Below are 22,694 nucleotides of genomic sequence, written 5' to 3'. Positions count from 1 at the left end.
TGGGAGACGTCGCCGGTCGACCCTTGCGCGATACAAAGCTTTCGCTCATTGATGCGCCAAGTCGCTCCCAGTTGATGAGGTCGGCCAAACGTATCAACGGATGCTTCAGGTTGATCTGTTCGCGCAGCGGTTGGCGGAAGAAATCTCCCTCCGTCACAGGCGTCTTCGGACCCATCCGCACCTCATCGAAAAATGCAGGATTCTCACGTTAATGTGCCAGGTTCCTGCAGATCTCACAACACCATTTTGGCCTCAAAGCTCTGCCGCACAAGGCTCTCTGAATTGTTCAGGTTCGACGTAGTAAGCCCGTGAGACGGGGTCTCTCAAGGCGGCGAAGGTCGATAGAAACAATGCCCGTTTGAGCACCTTGTTGCCGCGTCTGGACGGATGCTCGCCACGGATGGATGAGCCTGCGCCGGGTGACTGGTGCGAGGCCAGCGTAGGCCGCCTGCGGATCTGCGGATCTGCGCGATACCGTGACGACGCTCCAGAAGTCGCTCTCGGACCGGGCGCTTGAAATCGAGCACCTGAAGCTGTGGATCGCGAAGCTTCAGCGCATGCAATTCGGGCGCAAGTCAATGTAGCTTGCCCGGCCGGATTGAGCAGGGGACGAGGATTCGTCGCCAGATTGCCGGCCTGATGTATTGGAGGGACTTCACGCGAGTTAGGCGGCTGGCCTGCCGGTAGGGCTTATCGGCGCCCGGACTGCGCGAGAAGGGCTTCCACCACGTTGAAGCCGACGCAGTCGGCCGGGTCCAGCCGGCGCAGCTTGGCAAGGAGCTTTAGGGCAACCGCGGGTTCGCGGCGGCGAACGCTGATAAAGGCCAGCGCCTTCAGCGTGAAGAGCCAAAAGCGTGCCGGTCCAGGAATCGTGAAATCTGTGTCGCCTAGCTGTACCGCACACCAGTCAATGTCAATTGACGCTTCCCGCGCTGCAGCTGTCAAAGCCTTGGTTGCAACTTCCTTCGCCTCGCCAAGCTCGCCCCGGTTCGCGTGAAACTTGTATAGCAGATAGTAGGGTGGCAGGCAGCGCGGGTGACAAATAACGGCGGTCCACAATGCAGCTGTAACATCGTCACAGCGGCCGCCACGTGTGTCCTCGATTAAGTGCAATACGGAAGGAGGCACGGCGCCGCCAAACAGATCTGTCGACTCAATGCCAGTAAGGAGATTCATTGACTTGCTCCAAAACGATAAGCTTCTGACCCTTCCTGTGGTAGGCGGAAGCCGAAATGCCGAGGTCGTATTCGTCTATCCAAACTTGAACTGGATTCCGTGGCCACCCCTCGGGTACTCCCAAGAAAGGTTGTGGTGTTCCCTGCATAGAATGCGACAACTGCCGCACTCAAGGCAGCCGTCGGTAATTAGTGTCACGGCGCCGTTGTTCTCATTCCGATAACAAGAAGCGGGGCAGACGAACGTACAGCTTTTATCGCTACATTCATTAATGCAGGTCTCGGGATTCTTTATTTGGACGTGTGGTCGGCCGACGTCAACGCGGTAACGGTTTTGGAATAGCTTCTCGTCGATGTTCACAGTAAGTCTGGTCATCGGAAGGCCCTCCAGAGTTTGTACGCGTCGCCCACCAACCCTGTTAGTGAGCGACTTTTGCGGAAACTCGCCATGACCTCACCCTTCTTGGTCTGCTTGTCCACGCCGTCGACCGTAATCATTGTCCGAGCCGCTTTGGCGACGAGATCAGGATATGTGGTGAAAAATTGCGGATTGCGATGCAGGATCTTCGGCATGTCTCGGTACTTGAACAGGTCCTTCATCACGAAACTCTTGTCGAGCGCGGCCTTGTACCCGGAGAGGGCGCAAGCCCGATAGCTGTGGCCTCCGGTGGCTTTTGCGGCTATCGCGGTCTCCGCGGCGAGACGTCCTGTCGTCATGGCAAGATTAGAACCTTCGCGATGTGCGGAATTGACGAAGCCACCGGAATCGCCGACGATCATCCAGCCATTGCCGTACACTTCCGGGATTGCATTGAAGCCCCCTTCGGGGATCAGATGCGCACAGTACTCCTTCATTTCACCGCCAGCGATGAGCGGGGCGATGGACGGATGACGCTTCATTTTTTCAAGCAACACATACGGGCTTGTACGGTTCGAGTTGTTTTTGAAGTCGCCCAGCATACAGCCGACGCCGATTGTCAGCGACTCCTTGTTAGTGTACAAGAAGCCGGTTCCAGCCATGCCGTCGGTGATTCGGCCGACCATCTCAATGACAACGCCTTCGTTATCGGCAACGTTAAAACGCTGGCAAATTATTTCCTCAGGCATAAAGAGAATCTCCTTCACAGCCAGCGCGACATTGCCCGCCTTGATTTCGCCGTGAAAGCCTGCCTTACGCGCCAATGTCGAATTGACGCCGTCCGCGAGGACCACGATGTCCGCATAGACTTCGCCGTGTTCGCGGTCGCATTGCACACCGACAACCTGGTCTCCGTCCATAATCAGGCGATTTACCGTGGTCTCGCAGATCAGCAAAGCGCCTGATTCACGTACTTTCGATGAAAACCACTTGTCGAACTGTGCCCGTATGATCGTGTAGCGGTTATATGGGGGATTGTTGTAGTCTTCGCTGCGCGCGTGCGTGCCGACAAACGAGGTATCGTCGAGCATCCACAGGCGCTGCTCGATGATGTGGCGCTCGAGAGGGGCATCGACGCGGAAGTCTGGAATGATCTCTTCCAGTGCATTGGCGTAAAGAATCGCGCCCTGAACGTTTTTGCTTCCGGGATACTCGCCGCGTTCAATCTGAAGCACTTTCAGCCCGCCTTTCGCCATAACGTAGGCTGCGGCGTTGCCTGATGGTCCAGCTCCGACCACAATGGCATCGAATTTGGGGGAGGTTATCATGTTTGTTTTCCTTACGAGTCTAGCCGCTGCGGTGTCAGGTGCTGCTTAAAGGCCTGTGTTAGTTCTGGTAGTACGCGCATTGCGTCCCCCACAACCCCGTAGTGTGCGTAGCCAAAAATCGGGGCGTTTGGGTCGGTGTTGATTGCGACGATGACGTCCGAGCTTTCCATTCCGACCCGATGCTGGATCGCACCAGAGATTCCCGCGGCGATATAAAGCTTGGGCCTGACAGTTTTGCCGGTTTGTCCGATCTGGCGTTCGGCTCGGACCCAACCCGCCTGAACGCATGGGCGGCTGGCGCCGACTTCGCCACCGAGCACCTGCGCCAGTTCGAATAGCAGCTTGAAGTTCTCGCGATTCTTGAGTCCCTTGCCGCCGCTCACGATCACGTCCGCGTAGGCGAGGTTGATTTGATCGCTCGTTTCGTCGGGGATGAAGTCAAGCAATTTAGTTACTATATTGGCCTCGATCATCCCGAGCGTTTCCTGCACGATCTCGCCACTGCGGCCTTGCTGCGCCGGCGGCATGGACATGACTCGTGGGCGCACAGTCGCCATCTGAGGGCGAGATTCGAGCGTCATGATCGTACATAGCAGAGAGCCGCCGAAGGTCGGCCGCGTCGCAGCTAGTGCACGCGAGGCGGGATCGATATTCAACTCAGTGCAGTCGGCTGTAAGGCCAGTCAGAAGCCGTGTTGCGACAGAGCCCGCGAGATCTCGGCCCATTGAAGTCGCACCGAGCAACAGTATCTCGGGGCAATACTTGCTAATCAGATCTGACAGGCCTTTCGTGAACGGTTCATTGCGATAACCGCGCAACACCGGATCGTGGATGACATACGCTTTGTCCGCGCCCAGGGTGAACGCCTCAGCGGCAAACTGCTCGAGTGGCTCTTCAGTACCGCCGAGTACCGCTACAGCGACGTTGCTGCCTAGTTTGTCGGCGAGCTTGCGAGCCTCACCGATCAGTTCCCACGATACGCTGTGCGCTCGGCCACGGTCGTGCTCGATGAAGACCCACACGCCCCGATAGTCTTTCATACGGTCGGGAAGTTCCACGTTGCAGCCGTTAGCCTGTGCGATCGGCGCACCCGGTTTTTTTTTCAAAGCAACAAGCGAATTCATGCATTCCTCTCCGTGAGCCGCAGATCCGCGTCCAGCGTCGGATGGCGAGTGAAGATCTTGTGCACGAGTTGAGCCGCCGGATCGTGGAGACTCGACTCGTCGAATTCGATCATCTCGGCATCTTCTTCACGCGGCGTTGCGCCGAACACCCTACGTACGACGGTATGTGAACCCTTCAGCCCGATCTTGCTGACGTCATCGATCCCGGCCTGCTCGCGGTTCCACTTGCGTACGGGGAAGCGAGCGGCATGGATTACTCTGGGCAGTGTTGCGAAACGCAGATCGTTCGTGTTTTCAAGCATCGTAACAAGGCACGGCAACGCAGTCTCGAGTACCTGAACGCCCCCTTCAGCACGGCGTTCGACCATGATCGTGCGTCTGACGAGGTCGATCTCGAGGATTCTCGACACGTAGGTAAGCAGTTGGATGCCCATGCGCGTCGCGATGCCCGGGCCGACCTGGGCTGTATCACCGTCGATCGTTTGTTTGCCCGTAAAGATCATATCCACTGAGCGTTCACTCGCGATCTGGCGGATCGCGGCGGCCAACGCATAAGAAGTGGCGAGCGTGTCGGCGCCGGCGAACGACCGGTCGGTGATGAGTACGGCGTCGTCTGCACCGTAGCTGATGCATCTACGCAGTGCGTCCTCGGCCTGTGGTGGTCCCATAGAAAGTATCGTGACCCATGCGCCGAAGCGGTCTTTTAGCCGCAACGCTTCTTCTAGCGAGAAGAGATCGTAAGGGTTGACGATTGCCGGCACGCCTTGCCGCATGATGGTGTTGGTCACAGGGTGAACCCGAATCTGGGCAGAATCCGGTACTTGCTTGATGCAAACGACAATATGCATTGAGGCTCTCCTGATCAGAGGCCGCTGCGTGCCGACAGCAACGCGCACAGGCTTTTGAGGAAGACGACATGCCGGTCGGCGGCCTTCTAACGACTTTAAACACTCGTTGTTCAGGGGGCCTGGATACAACGAAGTCGTCGCAGGCCTTCCGCAGCAAGCCGTGATAGGTCAGCCGTCGCGGGGGCGGCGTGTCGTTCTGATGTTTGATGTACCGAAGGAAGCGTTTCATGATGTGCAGGCGGTTCAACTTCACTATCCTTTCGTCGAGGGCAATGCAAAAGGCTCGGAAATCCTCCATAGATGAAAGTGGACGAAGTTTCGAATAAGTTCTTCCATGGGTTTGCTCCTCCTAAGTCCGTTTTTCGCTATGAGCGGCCTTCAGGACGCTCTGACTAGCGTGCTCCGTGACTCACTCAAAAAGCGGCGGAGATCGATTGCGCTAGGCGGCTGCTTATGTTGCGTGGCGAAGGCGCGGATGCGCGGTAGCAGTAGCGGCACAAGCCGCTCCGATACCTTCAGGCCCAAAGCGTCATATGCGTCACGCACGCCTTGAGACCCAGAATGTTTGCCGAGCACCGTAGACCGTTGCCGGCCCACATCTGCGGGATCGAATCCTTCGTAGGTTGCGACGTGTTTGGAAAGGCCGTCCGTGTGAATTCCCGCTTCGTGAGTAAAAACGCCTCTACCGACCATGCTTTTTCCAAAGGAGACGGCTCGGCCCGACGCATGTTCGACCAGCGACGAAATAGCGGGCAGCGCTTTAGTGTCGACCCCCGTATCTCGTCGCAGAAGATGACGTGCTCCCATCACGACTTCCTCTAGCGCCGCGTTGCCGGCTCGCTCGCCAAGACCGTTGACTGTGGTGCTGGCATGTGTTGCGCCTGCCGCAACGGCCGCTAACGTGTTGGCTGTGGCCAGCCCGAGATCGTCGTGCGCATGGATTTCGATCTCGAGGTCCACGGCAACGCGCAGCGCCGCAATCGCGTGGTATGCCTTAAACGGATCCAGCACGCCAACCGTGTCTGCGAAACGCAAGCGCTGAACCCCGTGCTGCTGTGCGCATTGAGCCACTTCGATGACAAATGAAGGATCCGCGCGCGAGGCGTCTTCCATGCCGAGAGAAATCGTTGCGCGACTTCCGATTGCTATGTCGACAATTCGCGCAATTTGACTCAGAACCCACGTACGCGACTGCTGCAGCTTGTGGCGCAGATGAATATCCGAAACAGGGATGGAGAGGTGAACGATGTCGGCATTGCAACGCAATGCCGCCGCGAGGTCGCCTTCGGTGAGGCGTCCCCAAACGATTATACGGGAGTCGAGATTTAACCCGGCAATCTCCGCTATGCACGCCATTTCCTCGTCGCCCATTGCGGGAACCCCGACTTCGAGTTCCGGCACGCCGGCCTGAGACAGGTCGCTCGCGATCGCGCATTTTTCCTCGACGCGAAATGCAACACCTGCAGTCTGCTCACCATCGCTGAGCGTCGTATCATTAATAATTGGAACATGCATGTCAAGTCTCCCGAGAGATGTCGATAGCGCTGCAAACATCGTGCCAATGGGATGCTACGGCCGGAGTGCGGTTCTGTTCGACCCTGAAATGCGTCATGTCGGGAATCTGAGTACGTGGTGTGATAAGTCGCGTCGGGAATGTCCCATTCCCAACAGTGTCGCGCTTGAACCTGGCCGATCGGGTTATCGGCGCACGCAGAAGCGGTTGCTTTTATCGCGAGTAATTCAAATGAATAAGAACTGAGACACAGCGCCAGCGCAGCTGGACTACCCATGTGTCATGGCGACGGAGCACGGCAGTGCTCTCGGCTTCAAGTATCGTCCGCTCGCACATCGTGCGTTTTCGCGATGGCATGGATTTCGCTGTGAGCAATGGCACGCACACTGTTCATTGCGGAGAGATATCCATGCACGATTGCGCAAATGCCGGCGCTCTGATCTTGGCCGACGGCGCCAGAGTCACACACATCATGCCATCGGTGTCGGCCGCGGATCCAACTACCCGATACGGCCGCTCTGATTCAAATGGCGCACCAGCCGGGTCAAGTTGCTGTTCGACCGAAGCACCAGAAAACATCAGTGTGGAGGTGTGGGAAAAGATTAGAGATCACCCGTGCTATTCGGAAGAAGCGCATCGCAATTATGCGCGCATGCATGTCGCAGTGGCGCCCGCCTGCAATATCCAATGCAACTACTGCAACCGAAAGTATGATTGTTCGAACGAGTCGCGGCCTGGTGTGGTATCAGAGAAGCTCACGCCGGATCAGGCCGTGAAAAAGGTGATGACCGTCGCCTCGAGGATTCCGCAATTGACTGTCGTCGGGATCGCGGGCCCGGGGGATGCACTGGCCAATCCGAACAAAACGTTCGACACCTTTCGTATGCTTCGCGAACTCACGCCGGACATTAAGCTATGTCTTTCGACGAACGGGCTTTCGCTGCCTGACTATGTCAACGAAATTTGCGATTACGGCATTGATCACGTGACGATCACTATCAACATGGTCGACCCTGTCATCGGCGAAAAGATCTATCCGTGGATCTTTTGGGATAACAGAAGAGTCACGGGTGAAGAGGCCGCGCGAATTCTGCACGAGCGTCAGATGCTAGGGCTCGACATGTTGAGCGCGCGTGGCGTACTTACGAAGATCAACTCGGTACTCATCCCTGGCATCAACGACGAGCACCTGGTCGAAGTGAATCATGAAGTAAAGAGGCGGGGGGCATTTTTGCACAACATCATGCCGCTGATCTCGGATCCTATGCACGGCACGTATTTCGGTGGCCGTGGCCAGCGCGAGCCTACCGCTGGCGAGTTGAAGGCCGTGCAGGACGCCTGCATGGGCGGCGCGGCCCTAATGCGCCATTGCCGGCAATGTCGTGCAGATGCCGTAGGCCTTCTGGGCGAAGACCGCCATCACGAGTTTTCGCTCGCAAGCATCGAACACCTGGACGCCGTGGACACGCTTGAGCTTGGCCGTACACGTCGACACCGCGTTGACGCCGAATGCGATGGAGAGTGCAAGATGAAACATAAGACACGAGGCTTGTCAGGAGCGACCCGGGTGCTAGGCGATGTCGAGGTGCGGATTGCCGTTGCGACGAAGGGAGGCGGGCTCGTCAACGCACATTTCGGCCATGTTTCCGAGTTCCAGATTTTCCAAGTCAGCGCCGCTGGAGCCCTGTTTGTCGCGCACCGCCGCGTGGGCGCTTATTGCCGCGGCGGCGATGGCGCTGAGGATGACTTGGTGCCGATCATACACGCGATCAACGATTGCCATGCTGTGCTGGTTGCAAAGATTGGCTTGTGTCCACGGAAGTCGCTATTAGAAGCGGGAATCGAACCCGTGGATATGTACGCCCACGAACCAATCGAAAAAGCCGCGCTTGCATGGCTCACCGACTATTGTGGCCGTCTCGCGACTGGCGAAATTGACCACACGGGCCGCGGCGACGCGGCAATACCACAGATCGGATTGACTAGGGTGGGCGAAGATGCCCCTGTTTGAGCGGCAGGTAGCGTAGTCGTCACGACGTGCTCGGTTACACAGGAAACCATCACAAGGAGTGCCTGGTATGGCCCTAAAGATCATTGCCTCCGCCTGCACTGGCTGCTCGGCGTGCGAGCCGCAATGCCCAAACGTCGCCATCATCGAGAAAGGCGGCGTCTTCGCAATCGATCCGCGGAAATGTACCGTGTGCGAAGGGCAATTCGAAAGTCCGCAATGCGTGGCAGCGTGCCCTGTGGACGGGTGCATCGTGCCGGCCTAGCGCTGCGGTTCCGCTGCTTTGCGCAGTGTTCCCGACGATCATTCAATTCGATGATTTCTAAATCATGTTGCCAAATTTTGCAGTGACACCTGCCGCCGAAAAGTTCCTGCACCGTATCGTGCGCTTTTCCGGGCTGCCATCCGGTGCGGGCGTCCGTATTTGTGTGAGTACCGGCGGTTGCTCCGGATACGAAGCCGAACTTAGCGCCGCCGACGATGCGCAGCCCGGTGATGAGACTACGGAGATCAATGGACTGCGGATTTTCTTGTCGGCAGAAAGTCGGCTGTTGCTCGACGGCTTTACCGTCGACTTCGTCGAAACACAAGACAGGTGTGGTCTTGCATTCAACAACGGCAATCAAGCATTTGGCGTCGCCGCGCGCGATGGCGCAGGCAAGTCGAGCGTCTCGCGCATCGACGCGAGTGCGATCGGACGCGGACGTAACTCATTGCCGCGGGAGGTGTCATGAAGCGTGCATCCCTGTATTTAAATGAGCTGGGCGTGAGGAACGTTGAGAGCGACGATGCAGTCGAACTCGCTTTTCCACCGCGGTTCGCCGTTGGCGAGCGAGTGATTGCACGCGCCGTGATTCGTAACGACGGTACATACAACGGTAAGGCTATGGGGGAACTGCTCGTGAGCCAAGGCGATGCCGGTTATGTCAGTGCAATCGGCACGTTTCTGCAGCGGTTCTACGTCTATGCGGTTCACTTTTTCGAAGGAGACCGCCGTGTCGGAATGCGCGCGAAGGAGCTCTGCACGCTCGACCGCCTGCCGCAGGACGTGCTCGCACAACTGGGGAGGCGCGCCGACGCGCTTCGCTGGATCGGTTCGTGGCACGCCGATATGGAGAAGGAGAACTGCGTGCAGATGCCGACGCTAAGTGCTGAGCGCATTAGTGAGCCGCTCGATGATGGTGGACTCCCTTAACTCAGCCTGTTTATGTGGGATAAGGCGGCATCGTACTGCGCACGTGCGGCATGTCCGCCGGTTGTCGCAGCTATGCGTCCGGCGGGAATCGCTTAACCAACCTGGGAGATATAAACGTGAAGGTCACGATCCGAAAGGATGACAATGGCGTATTCAGGGCTTATGTTCCGAAGAAGGATCTCGAGGAGCCAATCGTCTCCATCGATGGAGAGCAGCTGTGGGGTGCACGTATTACGCTTGCTAACGGCTGGCAGTTTCAGTTGCCCGAACTTGCGAACGACACCACGCTTCCGGTAACTGTCGAGGCGCGGCGCGTGTCAGGTGGGTGCGAATGACATGGGCCTTACTGTGGAACAGATTCATGCGATAACTGAGCTGGTTTGTACCGAACCGACGCTGCTGGAAGCCGCGGTAATTTGGCGAAAGCGATATCCCGAGGTGCGCATCATTCGGATCACCGCAGTCGAGCTAAGCGACGAGAAGCCCTTCCTCGAGTTCCGTGGTCGCCGGGTCTATCTAGCGACATGGACAGGCATTTGCATTAACGTGACCACGGACGCAGCGCAAGCGGATCTGCTAATACTGACAGAGGAGGCGTTTTGCGATGGCGACTGAAGAAATCGCACGCGAGCTGGCCTACCGGACCACGACGATCCAGGTTGTTTTCGCGGGCTTTTGAGTCGTTAGAGGATGCCATTGTCGCGGTGACTCGACGCTCGGCAGCTCGATGGCCCTGCGTGTGCTGGGCATCGGGACGGGTGACGCAATTACCAGCGCACTCTGCACGCCCCATCCCATAGACTGCACGTTGAATTACCGTGGCCGGCTTAGGGCCTTGCCTGTATTTGCCGATATCAACCTGACTCGACGTGAAGAGGACGGTGCAGAATATCGGTAAGCGGACGTACGCAATTAGTCAGTGACGGCGAACGCTTGGCCTACGAATTACCGTCGAGAAACAGATACAGATAGAAATACTGCCCACGAACTTGGGACAATGTACTTTTCGAATGACGGCTCAACTCGGTGACGGGGGGCTGACACTGCTAGCAGCGATGCGGTGTGAAGGCTAGGCAAGTTCCGAATGCACAACGTAAGTGAATTGCCGCTCGAATCCTCGGAAACACGAACAAGCCAAAGCTGCTGATAGGCTTGAACCAAAAGGTGAATGGCCGGTTACTTCCTTAGCATGTGGAAGTACGTCGTCGAAGCGCCATCGGGGAACAGGCAGGTGCTAACCGGATAGGCCCACCGGCGTGGGTCGGCAAGGATGGGAACGTGGTAAACCCGATTTCTCGCCTTCATTCCAGTGAACCGGATGAGGGCAGGCAATCCGCAAGGAAAGCTGTTGGGGGAGCGGGCATGGGATTGCGGAAAAAGCGAATGGCGGTCTGTAATGGGCTGCATAAGGGTTCAAGATTTGCCCTGACCTGAAAGGGTGCCCACTTCCGCATGGTGCAGCTGTCGTATGCCATCGTCTGAGGTTCGACGAGAGGAAGCCTGGAAGAAGCCGGTATCACTACGGTTCGGCGCCTCTCGCCGTGACAATACGGTGAATCAACGATGAGACGTATGCGAAGTCCATGTGTAGTCAACATGGTCGGTGTCGGGACGACACTTAACGCTGTGCTTGAGCGCAGTGCGGTGAAAGTCGCACGCTGCGTTCTTAGGGGGCGGCGACGCAGCAATGCGTTGCTGCTACCCGCCGGCCTCCGTGCGGGAAATCGCCGGGTGTGGCACCGTCCACACCGTGCGGCTCTGGCAGCAATGCTAACCCGCGTTTGATTCCTCACGGCAGGCCAGCCCTTCTACCTCACGTGAAGTCATATTGCCTAGGCGCATGTGGCGTTCGCGCGCTCTCGCGCTTCTGTCCTATCCAGCGGCACTTTGCTTTGCCGCCGCGCCGGATGAATGCCGGACGTCGTTGCACCGAACGGAAGGCGCGTCTGGTTGCATGGTAGGACTGGGCGGAGGTGAAAACATCTCTCAGACTTTACTAAGGAAAACGTACCTTCCTTACATGGGTTGAACCAGAGAATGGGTCCTCGACCGGTCCGTGCGGGCCTTCAAATGACGCCTCGTACTAACATCAATATATTTGATGTTCTTCTTCTGGTAGCGACACTCGCCGCGTGTCATCATCATTCGGACTCAGTCAGCGTTGCGATCAAAATAGCGACGTAAGGCACGCAGCTAACGATCGCCGCACTGCATCTGTCACAGGCAGATACGGCATGCGCATCCATTAACACAATCAGACACATGCAAAAACTGATGAAGCAAAGTGATGCTTTACACGAGACAAATCGTCCGGCGCGCAAGGGATATCAAACGGCACCTCAAGCTCCGTCTGGCGACGAGAGTCCGGGGAGGTCGGCGCTTGCAGCCGGCCGTATCCTCGACTCGATTCGCGATCTTGCTCCTGCCGTTCTCGCGCGTGCAGCCGAGATCGAAGCAGAACGCCGCATGCCCTCCGACCTTGTCGAGAAGTTGCGATTGATTGGAGTGTTCCGCATGTTCGCGCCCCGCAGCCGTGGCGGACTAGAGCTAGATTTACCTTGGGGAATGGAAGTGATCAGCGCGTTGGCTCGGCTCGATGGCTCAGTCGGCTGGACCGCGATGATCGGCAGTTCATCGGCCATTATGAGCCCTCGATTACCGAGACAGACTTACGATCTGATGTACCAGGACAAGTCGGACGTCATCATAGCTAGCGTCTCCACGCCTGGAGGCACCGCCGAGAGAACGCCAGATGGCTGGCGGGTCAGCGGCCGTTGGCCGTTCGCCAGTTGCTGCCACAACGCCGACTGGATGATGGGTCTCTGTGTCATGGCGGAACGCGGCAAACCACTCTTTGGGCCGGCAGGGGAAGCCGGCCTACCGTTGGTCCGGTGTGTCGCCTTGCCGGCATCGGCTTGGCAGATTGAAGACACCTGGCGTGCCTCCGGCCTCAGAGGTACCGGTAGCCACCACATAGCCCTTCAGAACGTACTCGCGCCGGAGGCCAATTTTTTCGACTTTCCAGCTGGAGCATCATGCGAACCGGGGCCACTATATCAAGCTTGGCGGCACCTTCAGTCGGTGCTTCTTGGGGCTGTCTGCGTGGGCATCGCCGAGGGCGCCTTAGCGGATGTTGCCGACCTCGCCCAGGGCGGCCGGCAACAGCTTCGAGCGCCGGCTCCTATGCGCGACTCGGAGATGGTCCAGGGCGAGCTGGGTCGAATCGAGGCAGATGTGCGTGCAGCGCGGGCGGCCATGCAGGTTCAGGCGGAGAGTCACTGGCGGCACGCCTTGGCCGACACGCTGAATGGCCAGGCTCTGTACGCTCAGGGCATACAGACGGGAATCTGGATTGCGACGATCTGTGCCAGCGCAGCACATGCCTGCTTTACCTTGGCTGGCGGTGCCGCAGTGTATGAATCTTCACCTCTTCAGCGGCGGCTGCGCGATCTGCAGGCAGCGGCGCAACACGCCATGGTCCAGCAGCGGCACTATGCGGAAGCTGGCCGGCTGCTGCTGGAGCGGGTCGTATGAAGGTCAAGATCGGACACATTGCCATAGGGCGGGTCGGGGGACGGCTGGAAGCTTCAGGAGTATCCTGCGTATCACGGGCGTTCCGCATCGTTATGCTCAGCGGATTTTAAGCGCATCAACCCGCAGGTCGGCCGACTTCGCTTCTATATGTTCAGTTCTCCGATTGGAGTGGGCCGTTCCGGTTTAGCCGCCTCGCAACCACAGCGGCGACCGCACCATGATAACTGTTATAAGGCACAAACAAAGATGCAGAGACTCCAGCTTGCCCCAAACTACGCGATTTCGCGTGTGATCCACGGAGGCTGGCAACTCGCGAGCGGCCACAGCACGGCCCGAAGCGAAGACCCCGTAGCGGACCTAGTGGCCTTCGCGGATGCGGGAATAACCACCTTCGACTGTGCCGACATCTATACCGGGGTCGAAGAACTGATGGGCGGTTTCAGAAGGCGCTATCGCGATCTGCGCGGGGAACACGCCCTCGCCCGGATCAAGATCCATACCAAATTTGTGCCGCACTTCGACGTACTGCCGCGCATTAGTAAGTCTTATGTCGAGAGAATGATCGACCAGTCGCTGCGACGCCTCAACCAGGAGCGGCTCGACCTAGTACAACTCCACTGGTGGGAATACCGGGAGCCTCGTTGGCTCGAGGCGGCGCTGTGGCTCGACGAGCTTCGCCGCACCGGCAAGATTGATAAGATCGGCGGCACCAATTTCGACACTTTCCATATGCTGGAGATCGTGAATGCAGGAGTGCCGCTTACCTGCATGCAGGTGCAGTATTCGCTACTCGACGGTCGTCCGGCGCGGCGAATGGCTGCGGCGGCGGTCGAGTACGGTATTCCCCTCCTGTGCTATGGCACTGTGGCTGGTGGCTTCCTCGGCGACAGATGGTTCGGCGCGCCGGAACCGACAGAGCAGCTGGAGAACCGCTCGTTGGTCAAATACAAGCGGATTATCGACGACGTCGGCGGTTGGGACCTATTCCAGGCCCTTCTGGCAGTGCTTCGCCAGATCGCGGACCGGCACGGAACCGACATCGCCACGGTCGCCAGCGCTGCGATGCTCGAACGAACTGGTGTGGCTGCCGTCATCATCGGCGCGCGCGACAGCTCTCATCTGGCCTCGAACGTCGCCATCTCCGGTGTAGCACTGACCGCCAAGGATGTCGCCCTCATCACCGGAGTGCTGGGGGAAGCGAGGGAGCTTGAGGGGGATGTCTATGGGCTGGAGCGCAATGACCAGAGCGGCACTCGCACCCCCAAATCGTGATTCACTTCAATCAAGGCCGGTACCCGGATGTAAGCTGGAGAAAATTGAATGAGAAACGCCTTATCTTCTAAGCTAACCTTCGGCATTTTCGATCATATGGACGAGGACGGTAGCGCCATTGGACGACAATACGCGGACCGCCTCAAGCTGGCAGAAGCCTGTGACCGGCTCGGTTTTTACGCTTACCACTTGGCGGAACACCATTGTTCGCCGCATGGAAGGAGCCCATCGCCGAATCTGTTCTTGTCGAGCGTCGCACAGCGCACCGGGGAACTTCGTCTCGGCCCCTTGGTCATGCTGCTTAGCCTTCATCATCCGCTACGCGCGTTTGAAGAGATCTGCATGCTTGACCACTTGAGCGGCGGTAGGGTCGAGATGGGCATGGGGCGCGGCTCTCTTCCGATTGAGCTGGGTTACTTCGGGATAGAAGCGGACACGGTGCCGGAACGTTATCTCGAAGCCAGCGAGATTCTGATGGAGTCGATGAGGGGTGGCGCCCTTTCCTATCAGGGTCACCATTTTCAGCTAGACAATGTCCCTTTGGCACTGAGACCCCATCAACGTCCGCACCCGCCGATATGGGTCGCCACCAATCGACCGGGGTCTGCGCGCTGGGCCGCTGCAAACGGCGCAAATATCGCATCTATGGGACCCGCGCCGTTTGTTCGCAAGACTACTGACGCATACCGTGCCGAGAAGGGATACAGCACGGGCACCGACGGCCAACCATCATTTGTCGGATTGCTTCGCATGATTGTGGTCGGGCAATCTGCAAGCCATGCATATTCGCTCGCGGCACCTGCTTTCGAACGATGGCTTAAAAACTTCAAATATCTGTACGACCTCAATGCAATTCCCCTTCCACCAAATCTGCCACTGACATTAGACGCAGCAGTAGAGAGTGAATTATGCGTAGTAGGAACAGCGGCTCTTGTGCTACGGAACCTGCTTGATCAGTTGGAAGAGGCGGGGGCCAACTATCTTCTTTGCCAGGTCGCGTTTGGCGATCTGCCCTTGGATGCATCACTTTGCACGGCAATGACCATTGCATCCGAATTGATGGGCCGAGCTGCGTGAGTGCGATCGTCCCCAAACAGGAACCAAGACTAGGGCGCGAGCGCTGCAAAGGCCGCAGCACTCAATCGTAATGAAGTAGTCTTAAGGGAGCAGAATGGGTTACATCATAAACACAGATGATAATGCCAGACTAAGACTTGGCATTCAAAGCCGGTTATACGAACAGTCAAGTGTTGACCTTATAAGCCGAGCCGGCACGCTCCGCGGAAGGAAAATCCTTGAAGTTGGCTGTGGTAGCGGCGCGATGACGCTGCATCTGGCACACGCAGCCGGACCTCAAGGAAAGGTAACGGCTATAGATAACAGTCAGGCGCAGCTAGATGCGTCCCGCCAATTTGTAACAGAAAGTGGTTTCGACAATGTTACCTTTTTCGAAGGGGACGTTAATTGTCTGGATCATTTGGAGAACTCATATGACTTGGTCTATTGTCGGATGGTGCTCCATCATGTGGCGGACGCAGATCATGCGATCCGCGAAATGGTGAATGTGCTCAGCCCAGATGGCCATTTGCTATGCGAGGAACCGGTGATTCACGATGGCTCATTCTCTTTTCCACCGTCCGAAGCGACCGATGAGTTTATAAGAATCTTAAGATCCTGTTTTCGCATGAATAACCGTGATTACAAGATCGCCTTCCGTATGGAGAATGTGATCAGAAATTTCGGTCTGGAAATTGAACATAGCCGCTTGTATCATCCGTTACTGAATTCACCCGAGGAGAAGTTGCTTTACGCGATGAGCTTGCGGGACCTCGCGCCGCAGATGATCAAAAACGGGATAATCGACCCCTCCTCAGTTTCTAACCTGCATGAGAAACTAGTGGATCTGGCGAATTCTGGGACCACAATGACTTGGGCGAGGATGCACAGCGTTCTTGCACGGAAGCCTTATGGTACAAAGCGGGACTGATCAAAAGGGCACTGTGTATGCGGTCGAGGAACAACGTCCTTCCAATGAGTGGCTGAAGGTCTGAACCTAAGTGTCCGCGTGGACACATGCACTCAGACCGCAATGAACGAGAATCGAGACCTCCGCAGCAGGCTGGTCGTTGGCCAGAAACGGGATGGCCGGCGCGAATTTAACGAGGATGCTGTACGGGAACTGGTCGCACTATGCCTGAAGCCGGGCGTGTCGATCGCGCGTGCGGCCATGGACCACGACGTCAACCCGAACCAGTTACGTCGGTGGATCACGCGCTATCAGCATCAGATCCTGCACGATTCCCGGGAGCCAGACCCAATGGTAATTGATGGCGTCTCGATCGACATTCCTGCTCCGACGGTCAGAGGCCCCAGCAATGCAAGTACCTTACCGGTGTTTGTTCCCGTCATCTCTGCGCCAGTGTCGCCGTCGACACCGTCTACTCCGGTCGCGTCGATAGCGCTCGCGCTGCATGTTCGGTTACCCAACGGTGTCGAACTCGACTTCGGCGAGACTGGCGTTGAAGAGATCACGACGATCATCGAGGTGCTCGGGAGGCTGGCGTGTTCCGGTTCGACGAAGGTCTGAACGTCTATCTGCATCGCGATCCCGTCGATTTCCGATACGGAATGAACAGCCTGTCGATTCTCGTGGAGCAGGCGATGGGCCTCAATCCGATGGATTCGTCGCTCTACGTGTTCACGAATCGGCGATGTGATCGTATCAAGATCCTGGGCTGGGATCACAACGGATTCTGGCTATTGCTCAAGAGGCTCGAAGAAAAGGACCGCTTCGTCTGGCCCGACAGTAGCACCGGGGTCGTCACGCTGGACGTCGAGCGGTTGCAGTGGCTACTCAAGGGCGCGGACATTGCCGCGCTTCGGCGCCATCCGAAACGACATTATGCTCGTGTGAGTTGAACACGACATTGGCGTGCCGGTCTAAGCGACATGCCGATCAACGTCACCCTCTCTGCCGACGAGCTCAAGGCACTCCTGGCGATGCGCGAGGAGCACGCTGCGCTTCAGCAGGAACGTGACGAGCTACGCAGCACGCTGCGACTCGTGACAGCGGAGCGTGACCTCGCGGAGGAGCGCTTACGGGCTTACCGCCGCGAGCTGTTCGGTGCAAAGAGCGAAGCGCGGGATTCTGATCAATACGGCTTGTTCAACGAAGCTGAGGCGCTCGGTGCAAGCTCCACGCCCGCGCAGGAAGACACACCGGAAACGAAGGTTGGCGCGCACACTCGCAAGAAGCGTGGCCACCGCAAGCCGCTCGATCCCAGTCTGCCGCGCGATGTCGTGCGGCACGAACTGCCCGAAGCCGATCGCTTCTGCGCCAACGACGGTCACGCGCTTGTGGAGATCGGAGTTGAAACCAGCGAACAGCTCGACGTGATCCCGGAGCAGCTCCGCGTCATCCAGCACCAGCGCGTCAAGTATGCCTGCCCGTGCTGCGATCTTGGCATCAAGGTCACGCCAGCGCCGCCGCGCATCATCCCACGAGGACTCCTGAGCGAATCCGCGATTGCGTGGATCGCTGCCGGCAAGTATCAGTTCGGGATGCCACTCTACCGTCAGGCCGGCCTGCTGCGACGCTTCGGCGGCGACATCTCATCGAACACCATCGCAGCAAGCATCGTCCGTGTCGGGCTCGCGACGCAACCTGTGATCAACCTGATGCGCGATGCGTTGCTCGATGCCGATCTGATCTACTGCGACGAGACGACATTCCAGGTCCTGAAGGAGAAGGGACGCAAGCCACAAACAAAGAGCTATCTCTGGGCGCAGATGACCGGTTCGGGCACGCCGATCTGCTGCTTCACCTACACGCCCGGACGAGGTGCAAAGCTGGCTGACAAGCTGTTCGTCGGCGTGCGTGAAGGGGCGGCCCTGATGACCGACGGATACGAGCCCTATAACGGCATTGCCCAGCGTTACCAACTGGTGCACATCGGCTGCTGGGTTCATTATCCCGAGTTGGGCTTTATGTTGTGAGGCAGTTGGCCGGCAGCGGACTGTCGTGATCGAGGTGACGAATTACTCGGCATAATATTCGTCGCAACGCTGCACGAACAGGGTGTCCAAACGGGAGCAAGCATGCAGATCCCGCTGCGAACGCGATCGAGTGCCGAGCAGTATATCGCCAGGCGCGAATGGGTCACCGCGCGTCTCGAACAATGTCCATTGCACCCTTTGGGCGGATGCGGGTTTGCTCGCCATGGCACCTACCGACGCGTGACGCCATTCGGGACACGCATCGCGAGGTGGTACTGTCCTCGGGGACATAAGACCTTTAGCCTCCTACCCGATTTCCTCGCTGCAAGGTTGCCTGGACTGCTCGATTCAATCGACGCTGCCGTCGCAAGCACTTCAAGCATGCGAAGCGTAGAGTCCGCGGCCGATGCGCTGCGATCGGATGATGTGAGTTTGCCCGCAGCCGCACGCTGGTTACGCCGCCGTCTGCGAGCGGTTCAAGCAGTAATGCGTGCGCTCAACAGTCTGCCGGGAACAGCGCTCGGCGCCAGGCAATCGTCGCGGAGCGACGTATGTGGTTCGCTTTTCGCACTGCGGTGCACGCTTTCGCGCGATAGCCTCAGCAAGCTGCCGGCGCCACTGGGTTTCTTGTCATCATGCCAGGAAGCTGAGCATCACAGCGCAACTGTCCAACAAGAGACGGGGCATGACAGCAGTCACGATCGAATTTACGGTGGTTCTGTTAAGAGCGAGGGCGCCGAATGCGACATCAATCTGCCGACCCCTACCCATTCGGGGCATCCCCGACGACGTCCGAGATCGTTCGCGTGTGGCACGACGACCGTTCTGTAGGAGACGGCAGTGCCATGCTGTACCTCAGATGGATACGGTATCTCAGGGAATACTGTGAGCAGTGCGGGCTTGCCGAACGCGCTCAACTAACTCGCGATGGTGCCTGTCGATTTTCTACGTGGTACGTCCGAAGGCACGGCATCATGCCGGAGACAGCTGCAAACGCGCGGACGGCTCTGTACGCTCTCAATCGGGTTTATTACGTGCTGGGACGGGATCCTCCGTGTTGGCAGCACGCGCCGGTCACCGCTCCGCCCTCAACGGCGTTGCTGCGCTCATATGAGGAATACCTGGTGACACATCGCGGTAGCCCGGCGGCAACCGTACACAAGAAGTTGGCCCACGTCGGTTACTTTCTACGGCATCTGCGTGTTCGTCAGCGAACCTGGCGTTCGATGAAGCTGACTGATGTCGACGCCTTTCTCGTCGACTGCAGCCGTCGCTACGCGCGGGCCACTACGGCCGATATTGCCTGCAGCATCCGCTCCTTCTCGCGTTTCCTGTTTGCTACAGGACGCAGCTCCCGCAACCTCGCTGACTCGGTAATCGCTCCAGTCCAACCAAGATACGAGCAGCCACGCCGAGCTCTGGCATGGGAGCACGTTCAGCGGTTACTGGCAGCCGTGGACCAATCAAATCCGCGCGGCCTGCGCGACTACGCCATGCTACTGATGATGGCAACCTATGGATTCGGCGCTGGCGAACTGATCCGGTTACGGCTGGACGATATCAATTGGGCTGCCTCGACGTTGCAGGTTCTGCGTCCCAAGACCGGCGCGCTCTTTACTCTGCCACTATTGCCGGTCGTGGCGAAGGCGCTGGTCCGCTATCTTCGTGGCGGAAGGCCTCCACATACCACGACCCGATATCTGTTCGTCCAGTTGAGGCTGCCATTCGCACCACTTACGGCATCTTCAGCTGTCTGGCATGTCATATCCAAACATGCAACTGTAGCCGGACTGACGGCGCCGTACCTCGGCAGTCATGTGCTGCGACATTCCCATGCTGCTCGCCAGATCGACCTCGGAGCAGATCCACGAGTTATTTCTGAGATTCTCGGTCATCGCGACCCAGGCTCCATCTCGGCATATGTACGTATCGCAACGGAGACCCTGCGCGACATCTCTCTTCCGGTCCCATCATGAGAACATTCGTGACAGCGGCCTCTTTGGCGCGCGACGTTGAGATGTTTCTACGATTTCGCCGTGCGATGGGTGTGCAATATCTGCGCGGGGAGTTCGTGCTCAACGGTTTCATCCGATTCGTCGCTGAACAATGGGGTTGGCAATCCGAGATCGCTCTCGATGAGGCTATCAGACGATGGCTGTCGCGCATAACCGGCCGCAAGCCGGTCACGGTGGGGCTGGAATTCGGCGTAGTACGGCAGCTTTGCCTGTATCGACGTCGAGAGGATCCATCCGGGTATGTGCCCGAGCATGCACTCGCACCGGTCAAGGAATCGCACTATATTCCCTACATTTTTTCGCACGATGAAGTGACCCGGATGCTGCGGGTGGCGAGCAGCCATCATGGTCGATGGATCTGGGCACGGATGCTGCGCACGTTAATGCTGGTGCTGTACTGTACCGGCCTGCGACTGGGCGAAGCAGTCCGCCTGCGAATGGATGACGTGGATCTAAAGCGCGGTACGTTCCTGATCACGCACAGCAAGGGACGATCGCGTATCGTTCCATTTCGCCCGGACCTCGCGCGAGAGTTGCGTCAATACCTTCACGCGCGTCACGAGATCCTCGGACGTCTCGGCGTTAGCGAGCCGCAAGCATTGTTCATCCGGCTTGATGGTACGCCGCTCACCGTGAAGTCAGCGTCCGATGCGCTCCGTCGACTGCTTCGTCAATTGTCGATCAAGCCACCGGCAGGCCGCGTCGGTGCCAGACCTTATGAGTTTCGCCACGCCTTTGCCGTGCATCGGCTCACGGCATGGGCTGAAGCCGGAGCCGACATGCACGCGAAGCTCCCGTGGTTGTCAGCGTATCTAGGTCACCAAGATGTCCTTGGTACCGAGGTGTACCTGAAGGCGACACCTCAACTTCTCCAACTCGCCAGCCAACGATTCCGGCGTCATTTGCGCAACGCGCGGGCCGTCGGATGAAGCCCCTACCATCAGCTGCGCTGTTCACGCGCGTCGAGTCATTCTTTACCGATAACCTTCGAAGTATGAGAGGCGCGAGCGAACACACCGTCCATGCCTATCGCGACTCGCTCAAGCTGTACTTCGAATTCGTGGCAACGAACAAGCGATGCAGTCTTTCGGCAATTGCGCTTGACGACATGAATGCTGAGACCGTCAGTCAATTCCTGGCTTATCTGGAGAAGGATCGCTCGAATTCTGTGGCGACGCGCAATTGCCGACGATCTGCCATCCGAAGCTTCTTCAGGCATCTCTTGCGTACAGACATCGCGCACTCGCAGCAGTATGCTCGAGCACTTGTCATTCCGGCGAAGAAGGTGCGGCATCGTCCCGCGACCTATCTGGAAGCCGAGGAGGTGCGCGCACTTCTCGCCAGGCCCGATCCGAGAACGGGTGATGGCTGTCGAGACTATGCGCTATTGTTGTTTCTCTACAATACCGGCGCACGCGTTAGCGAAGCAGCAGACCTCTGCTGGCGCGACTTGCAACTGGCCGCACCTCGGCAGGTGCGCTTGCATGGTAAAGGTCGCAAGGATCGCGTCCTGCCGCTTTGGCGCGAAACCGTCAATGCGCTGCATCGCCTCTGGATGAGCGCTCACCCTGATCAGCAACCGCACGTCTTTCTTAACCGTCGGGGCGAAGTATTGAGCCGCGATGGGATCGCCTACATCCTGCGCCGGCATGTGCAGGCCGCCACACAAGATTTTCCTGGGCTGGCACGCAAGCGGATCACACCGCATGTCTTGCGCCATAGCTGCGCCGTCTCGCTATTACAGTCTGGCACTGACATAACCGTGATTCGCGACTATCTCGGCCATGTGAGTATCGCTACGACCGGACGCTACGTTGCGACCAACCTGCAAATGAAACGTGATGCGCTGGAAACCTTCTGGAAGCATGCAGGAATTCAGCCTGCCAAAGCGAAGCCCTGGAAGCCCACACCGAACCTTCTGGCGTTTCTGAACTCTCTCTGACTCCCGAGATTTATGTCGTGATCGGCGACGCGCAACGACTGATCGCACAAAGGCAACGCAAGCAGACTCGGCATAAAGCGCAACTCGGGATAAAGCAGAGATTTTTTTGGTTGGCGATCGCGGCCACTGATACGTGAACAGGCCGATCGGGACCAGTCCGCGATCGGTAATCAAAAAAATGTTTGTGCTAAACCGCTCCGCAAGCGCTGGCGTTTATGGGCATTGAATGATCGTCGCGGTGATTTGTGATGCCAGGCGCACGGGGTGGTGCGCGCCAGAAGCGGGCGGTTGGCCGGGCCCGTCGCGCGAAGACAGTGGAAATGCGGACGCAAATGGGTAAGGAATGCTGAGTTTCGCGGCATTGTGAGGGTGCGACGACGCCATGG

21 protein-coding genes and 4 pseudogenes are annotated in these 22,694 nt (G+C 57.9%); 16 read left to right on the top strand and 9 right to left on the bottom strand.

What is annotated here, in order from left to right; genetic code table 11:
- From M3A49_RS39930 to nifV, 9 genes and pseudogenes are all read right to left on the bottom strand, one after another.
- Positions 1-175: pseudogene (locus M3A49_RS39930) on the bottom strand (IS5/IS1182 family transposase); the annotation flags it as partial.
- 122 nt (positions 176-297) lie between these two features.
- Positions 298-463: pseudogene (locus tag M3A49_RS39925) on the bottom strand (transposase); the annotation flags it as partial.
- Positions 464-690: 227 nt separating this feature from the next.
- Positions 691-1,176, bottom strand: a complete 486-nt coding sequence (locus tag M3A49_RS39920; protein WP_266233713.1) for a hypothetical protein — start codon at positions 1,174-1,176, stop codon at positions 691-693.
- 75 nt (positions 1,177-1,251) lie between these two features.
- Positions 1,252-1,551 (bottom strand): ferredoxin family protein, encoded by a 300-nt coding sequence (locus tag M3A49_RS39915; RefSeq protein ID WP_133189656.1) that lies wholly within the window; start codon positions 1,549-1,551, stop codon positions 1,252-1,254.
- Positions 1,548-2,861: an FAD-dependent monooxygenase gene (locus M3A49_RS39910; protein ID WP_266233711.1), complete on the bottom strand. Its 1,314-nt coding sequence runs from the start codon at positions 2,859-2,861 to the stop codon at positions 1,548-1,550. Before M3A49_RS39910 ends, M3A49_RS39915 begins: the two co-directional genes overlap by 4 nt.
- Before the next feature lie 11 nt (positions 2,862-2,872).
- Entirely contained in the window at positions 2,873-3,985 is a 1,113-nt protein-coding gene (locus M3A49_RS39905; RefSeq protein WP_266233710.1) for an electron transfer flavoprotein subunit alpha/FixB family protein, read from the bottom strand.
- Positions 3,982-4,833 carry an electron transfer flavoprotein subunit beta/FixA family protein gene (locus M3A49_RS39900; RefSeq protein WP_266233709.1) on the bottom strand — a complete coding sequence of 284 codons (852 nt, stop codon included), beginning with the start codon at positions 4,831-4,833 and terminating at the stop codon, positions 3,982-3,984. The genes M3A49_RS39905 and M3A49_RS39900 overlap by 4 nt, the downstream gene beginning before the upstream one ends.
- A gap of 88 nt (positions 4,834-4,921) precedes the next feature.
- Positions 4,922-5,146, bottom strand: a pseudogene (locus tag M3A49_RS42850) (nitrogenase-stabilizing/protective protein NifW); the annotation flags it as partial.
- Between the two features lie 65 nt (positions 5,147-5,211).
- The gene (gene nifV / locus M3A49_RS39895; protein WP_266233707.1) at positions 5,212-6,348 is read right to left on the bottom strand and encodes a homocitrate synthase; all 1,137 of its coding nucleotides are present in this window, start codon (positions 6,346-6,348) and stop codon (positions 5,212-5,214) included.
- A gap of 299 nt (positions 6,349-6,647) precedes the next feature.
- Here nifV and nifB point away from each other — a divergent pair, with 299 nt between their 5' ends.
- The 16 genes and pseudogenes from nifB to M3A49_RS39815 all read left to right on the top strand — a co-directional run bounded on the left by nifB (position 6,648) and on the right by M3A49_RS39815 (position 22,308).
- On the top strand, positions 6,648-8,357 hold the full coding sequence (gene nifB / locus M3A49_RS39890) for a nitrogenase cofactor biosynthesis protein NifB (protein WP_416339106.1): 1,710 nt from the start codon (positions 6,648-6,650) through the stop codon (positions 8,355-8,357).
- 67 nt (positions 8,358-8,424) lie between these two features.
- Positions 8,425-8,619: a 4Fe-4S binding protein gene (locus tag M3A49_RS39885; RefSeq protein ID WP_133189644.1), complete on the top strand. Its 195-nt coding sequence runs from the start codon at positions 8,425-8,427 to the stop codon at positions 8,617-8,619.
- Positions 8,620-8,683: 64 nt separating this feature from the next.
- Positions 8,684-9,088 carry a HesB/IscA family protein gene (locus M3A49_RS39880; RefSeq protein WP_266233706.1) on the top strand — a complete coding sequence of 135 codons (405 nt, stop codon included), beginning with the start codon at positions 8,684-8,686 and terminating at the stop codon, positions 9,086-9,088.
- Positions 9,085-9,549 carry a nitrogen fixation protein NifZ gene (locus tag M3A49_RS39875; protein ID WP_266233705.1) on the top strand — a complete coding sequence of 155 codons (465 nt, stop codon included), beginning with the start codon at positions 9,085-9,087 and terminating at the stop codon, positions 9,547-9,549. The genes M3A49_RS39880 and M3A49_RS39875 overlap by 4 nt, the downstream gene beginning before the upstream one ends.
- Positions 9,550-9,665: 116 nt before the next feature.
- Positions 9,666-9,884, top strand: a complete 219-nt coding sequence (nifT, locus tag M3A49_RS39870; RefSeq protein ID WP_266233704.1) for a putative nitrogen fixation protein NifT — start codon at positions 9,666-9,668, stop codon at positions 9,882-9,884.
- A gap of 1 nt (position 9,885) precedes the next feature.
- Positions 9,886-10,164: a hypothetical protein gene (locus tag M3A49_RS39865; protein WP_133189638.1), complete on the top strand. Its 279-nt coding sequence runs from the start codon at positions 9,886-9,888 to the stop codon at positions 10,162-10,164.
- 1,647 nt (positions 10,165-11,811) lie between these two features.
- Positions 11,812-13,083, top strand: coding sequence for an acyl-CoA dehydrogenase family protein (locus M3A49_RS39860; RefSeq protein ID WP_266233702.1), 1,272 nt, complete (start codon positions 11,812-11,814; stop codon positions 13,081-13,083).
- A gap of 246 nt (positions 13,084-13,329) precedes the next feature.
- Positions 13,330-14,355, top strand: coding sequence for an aldo/keto reductase (locus tag M3A49_RS39855; RefSeq protein WP_266233701.1), 1,026 nt, complete (start codon positions 13,330-13,332; stop codon positions 14,353-14,355).
- Between the two features lie 48 nt (positions 14,356-14,403).
- On the top strand, positions 14,404-15,432 hold the full coding sequence (locus M3A49_RS39850; RefSeq protein WP_266233699.1) for an LLM class flavin-dependent oxidoreductase: 1,029 nt from the start codon (positions 14,404-14,406) through the stop codon (positions 15,430-15,432).
- Positions 15,433-15,526: 94 nt separating this feature from the next.
- Positions 15,527-16,342: a class I SAM-dependent methyltransferase gene (locus M3A49_RS39845; protein WP_266233698.1), complete on the top strand. Its 816-nt coding sequence runs from the start codon at positions 15,527-15,529 to the stop codon at positions 16,340-16,342.
- A gap of 102 nt (positions 16,343-16,444) precedes the next feature.
- Positions 16,445-16,942 (top strand): transposase, encoded by a 498-nt coding sequence (locus tag M3A49_RS39840; protein ID WP_254346524.1) that lies wholly within the window; start codon positions 16,445-16,447, stop codon positions 16,940-16,942.
- A complete protein-coding gene (gene tnpB, locus M3A49_RS39835) occupies positions 16,918-17,274 on the top strand; it encodes an IS66 family insertion sequence element accessory protein TnpB (protein ID WP_134456637.1) in 357 nt (118 codons plus the stop codon). The genes M3A49_RS39840 and tnpB overlap by 25 nt, the downstream gene beginning before the upstream one ends.
- A 30-nt stretch (positions 17,275-17,304) precedes the next feature.
- Positions 17,305-18,324 (top strand): annotated as a pseudogene (gene tnpC, locus M3A49_RS39830) (IS66 family transposase); the annotation flags it as partial.
- A 767-nt stretch (positions 18,325-19,091) separates the two neighbouring features.
- On the top strand, positions 19,092-20,327 hold the full coding sequence (locus M3A49_RS39825; protein ID WP_323183498.1) for a site-specific integrase: 1,236 nt from the start codon (positions 19,092-19,094) through the stop codon (positions 20,325-20,327).
- Positions 20,324-21,295: a tyrosine-type recombinase/integrase gene (locus M3A49_RS39820; RefSeq protein WP_266233694.1), complete on the top strand. Its 972-nt coding sequence runs from the start codon at positions 20,324-20,326 to the stop codon at positions 21,293-21,295. Before M3A49_RS39825 ends, M3A49_RS39820 begins: the two co-directional genes overlap by 4 nt.
- Entirely contained in the window at positions 21,292-22,308 is a 1,017-nt protein-coding gene (locus M3A49_RS39815; RefSeq protein WP_266233693.1) for a site-specific integrase, read from the top strand. Before M3A49_RS39820 ends, M3A49_RS39815 begins: the two co-directional genes overlap by 4 nt.
- Positions 22,309-22,694 lie beyond the last annotated feature (386 nt).

The sequence above is a fragment of the Paraburkholderia sp. CNPSo 3076 genome (assembly GCF_026343935.1).
Classification (GTDB): Bacteria; Pseudomonadota; Gammaproteobacteria; order Burkholderiales; family Burkholderiaceae; genus Paraburkholderia; species Paraburkholderia nodosa.
Note: the sequence above shows the minus strand (reverse complement) of the source record. Positions and strands in the feature narration are given on the sequence as shown.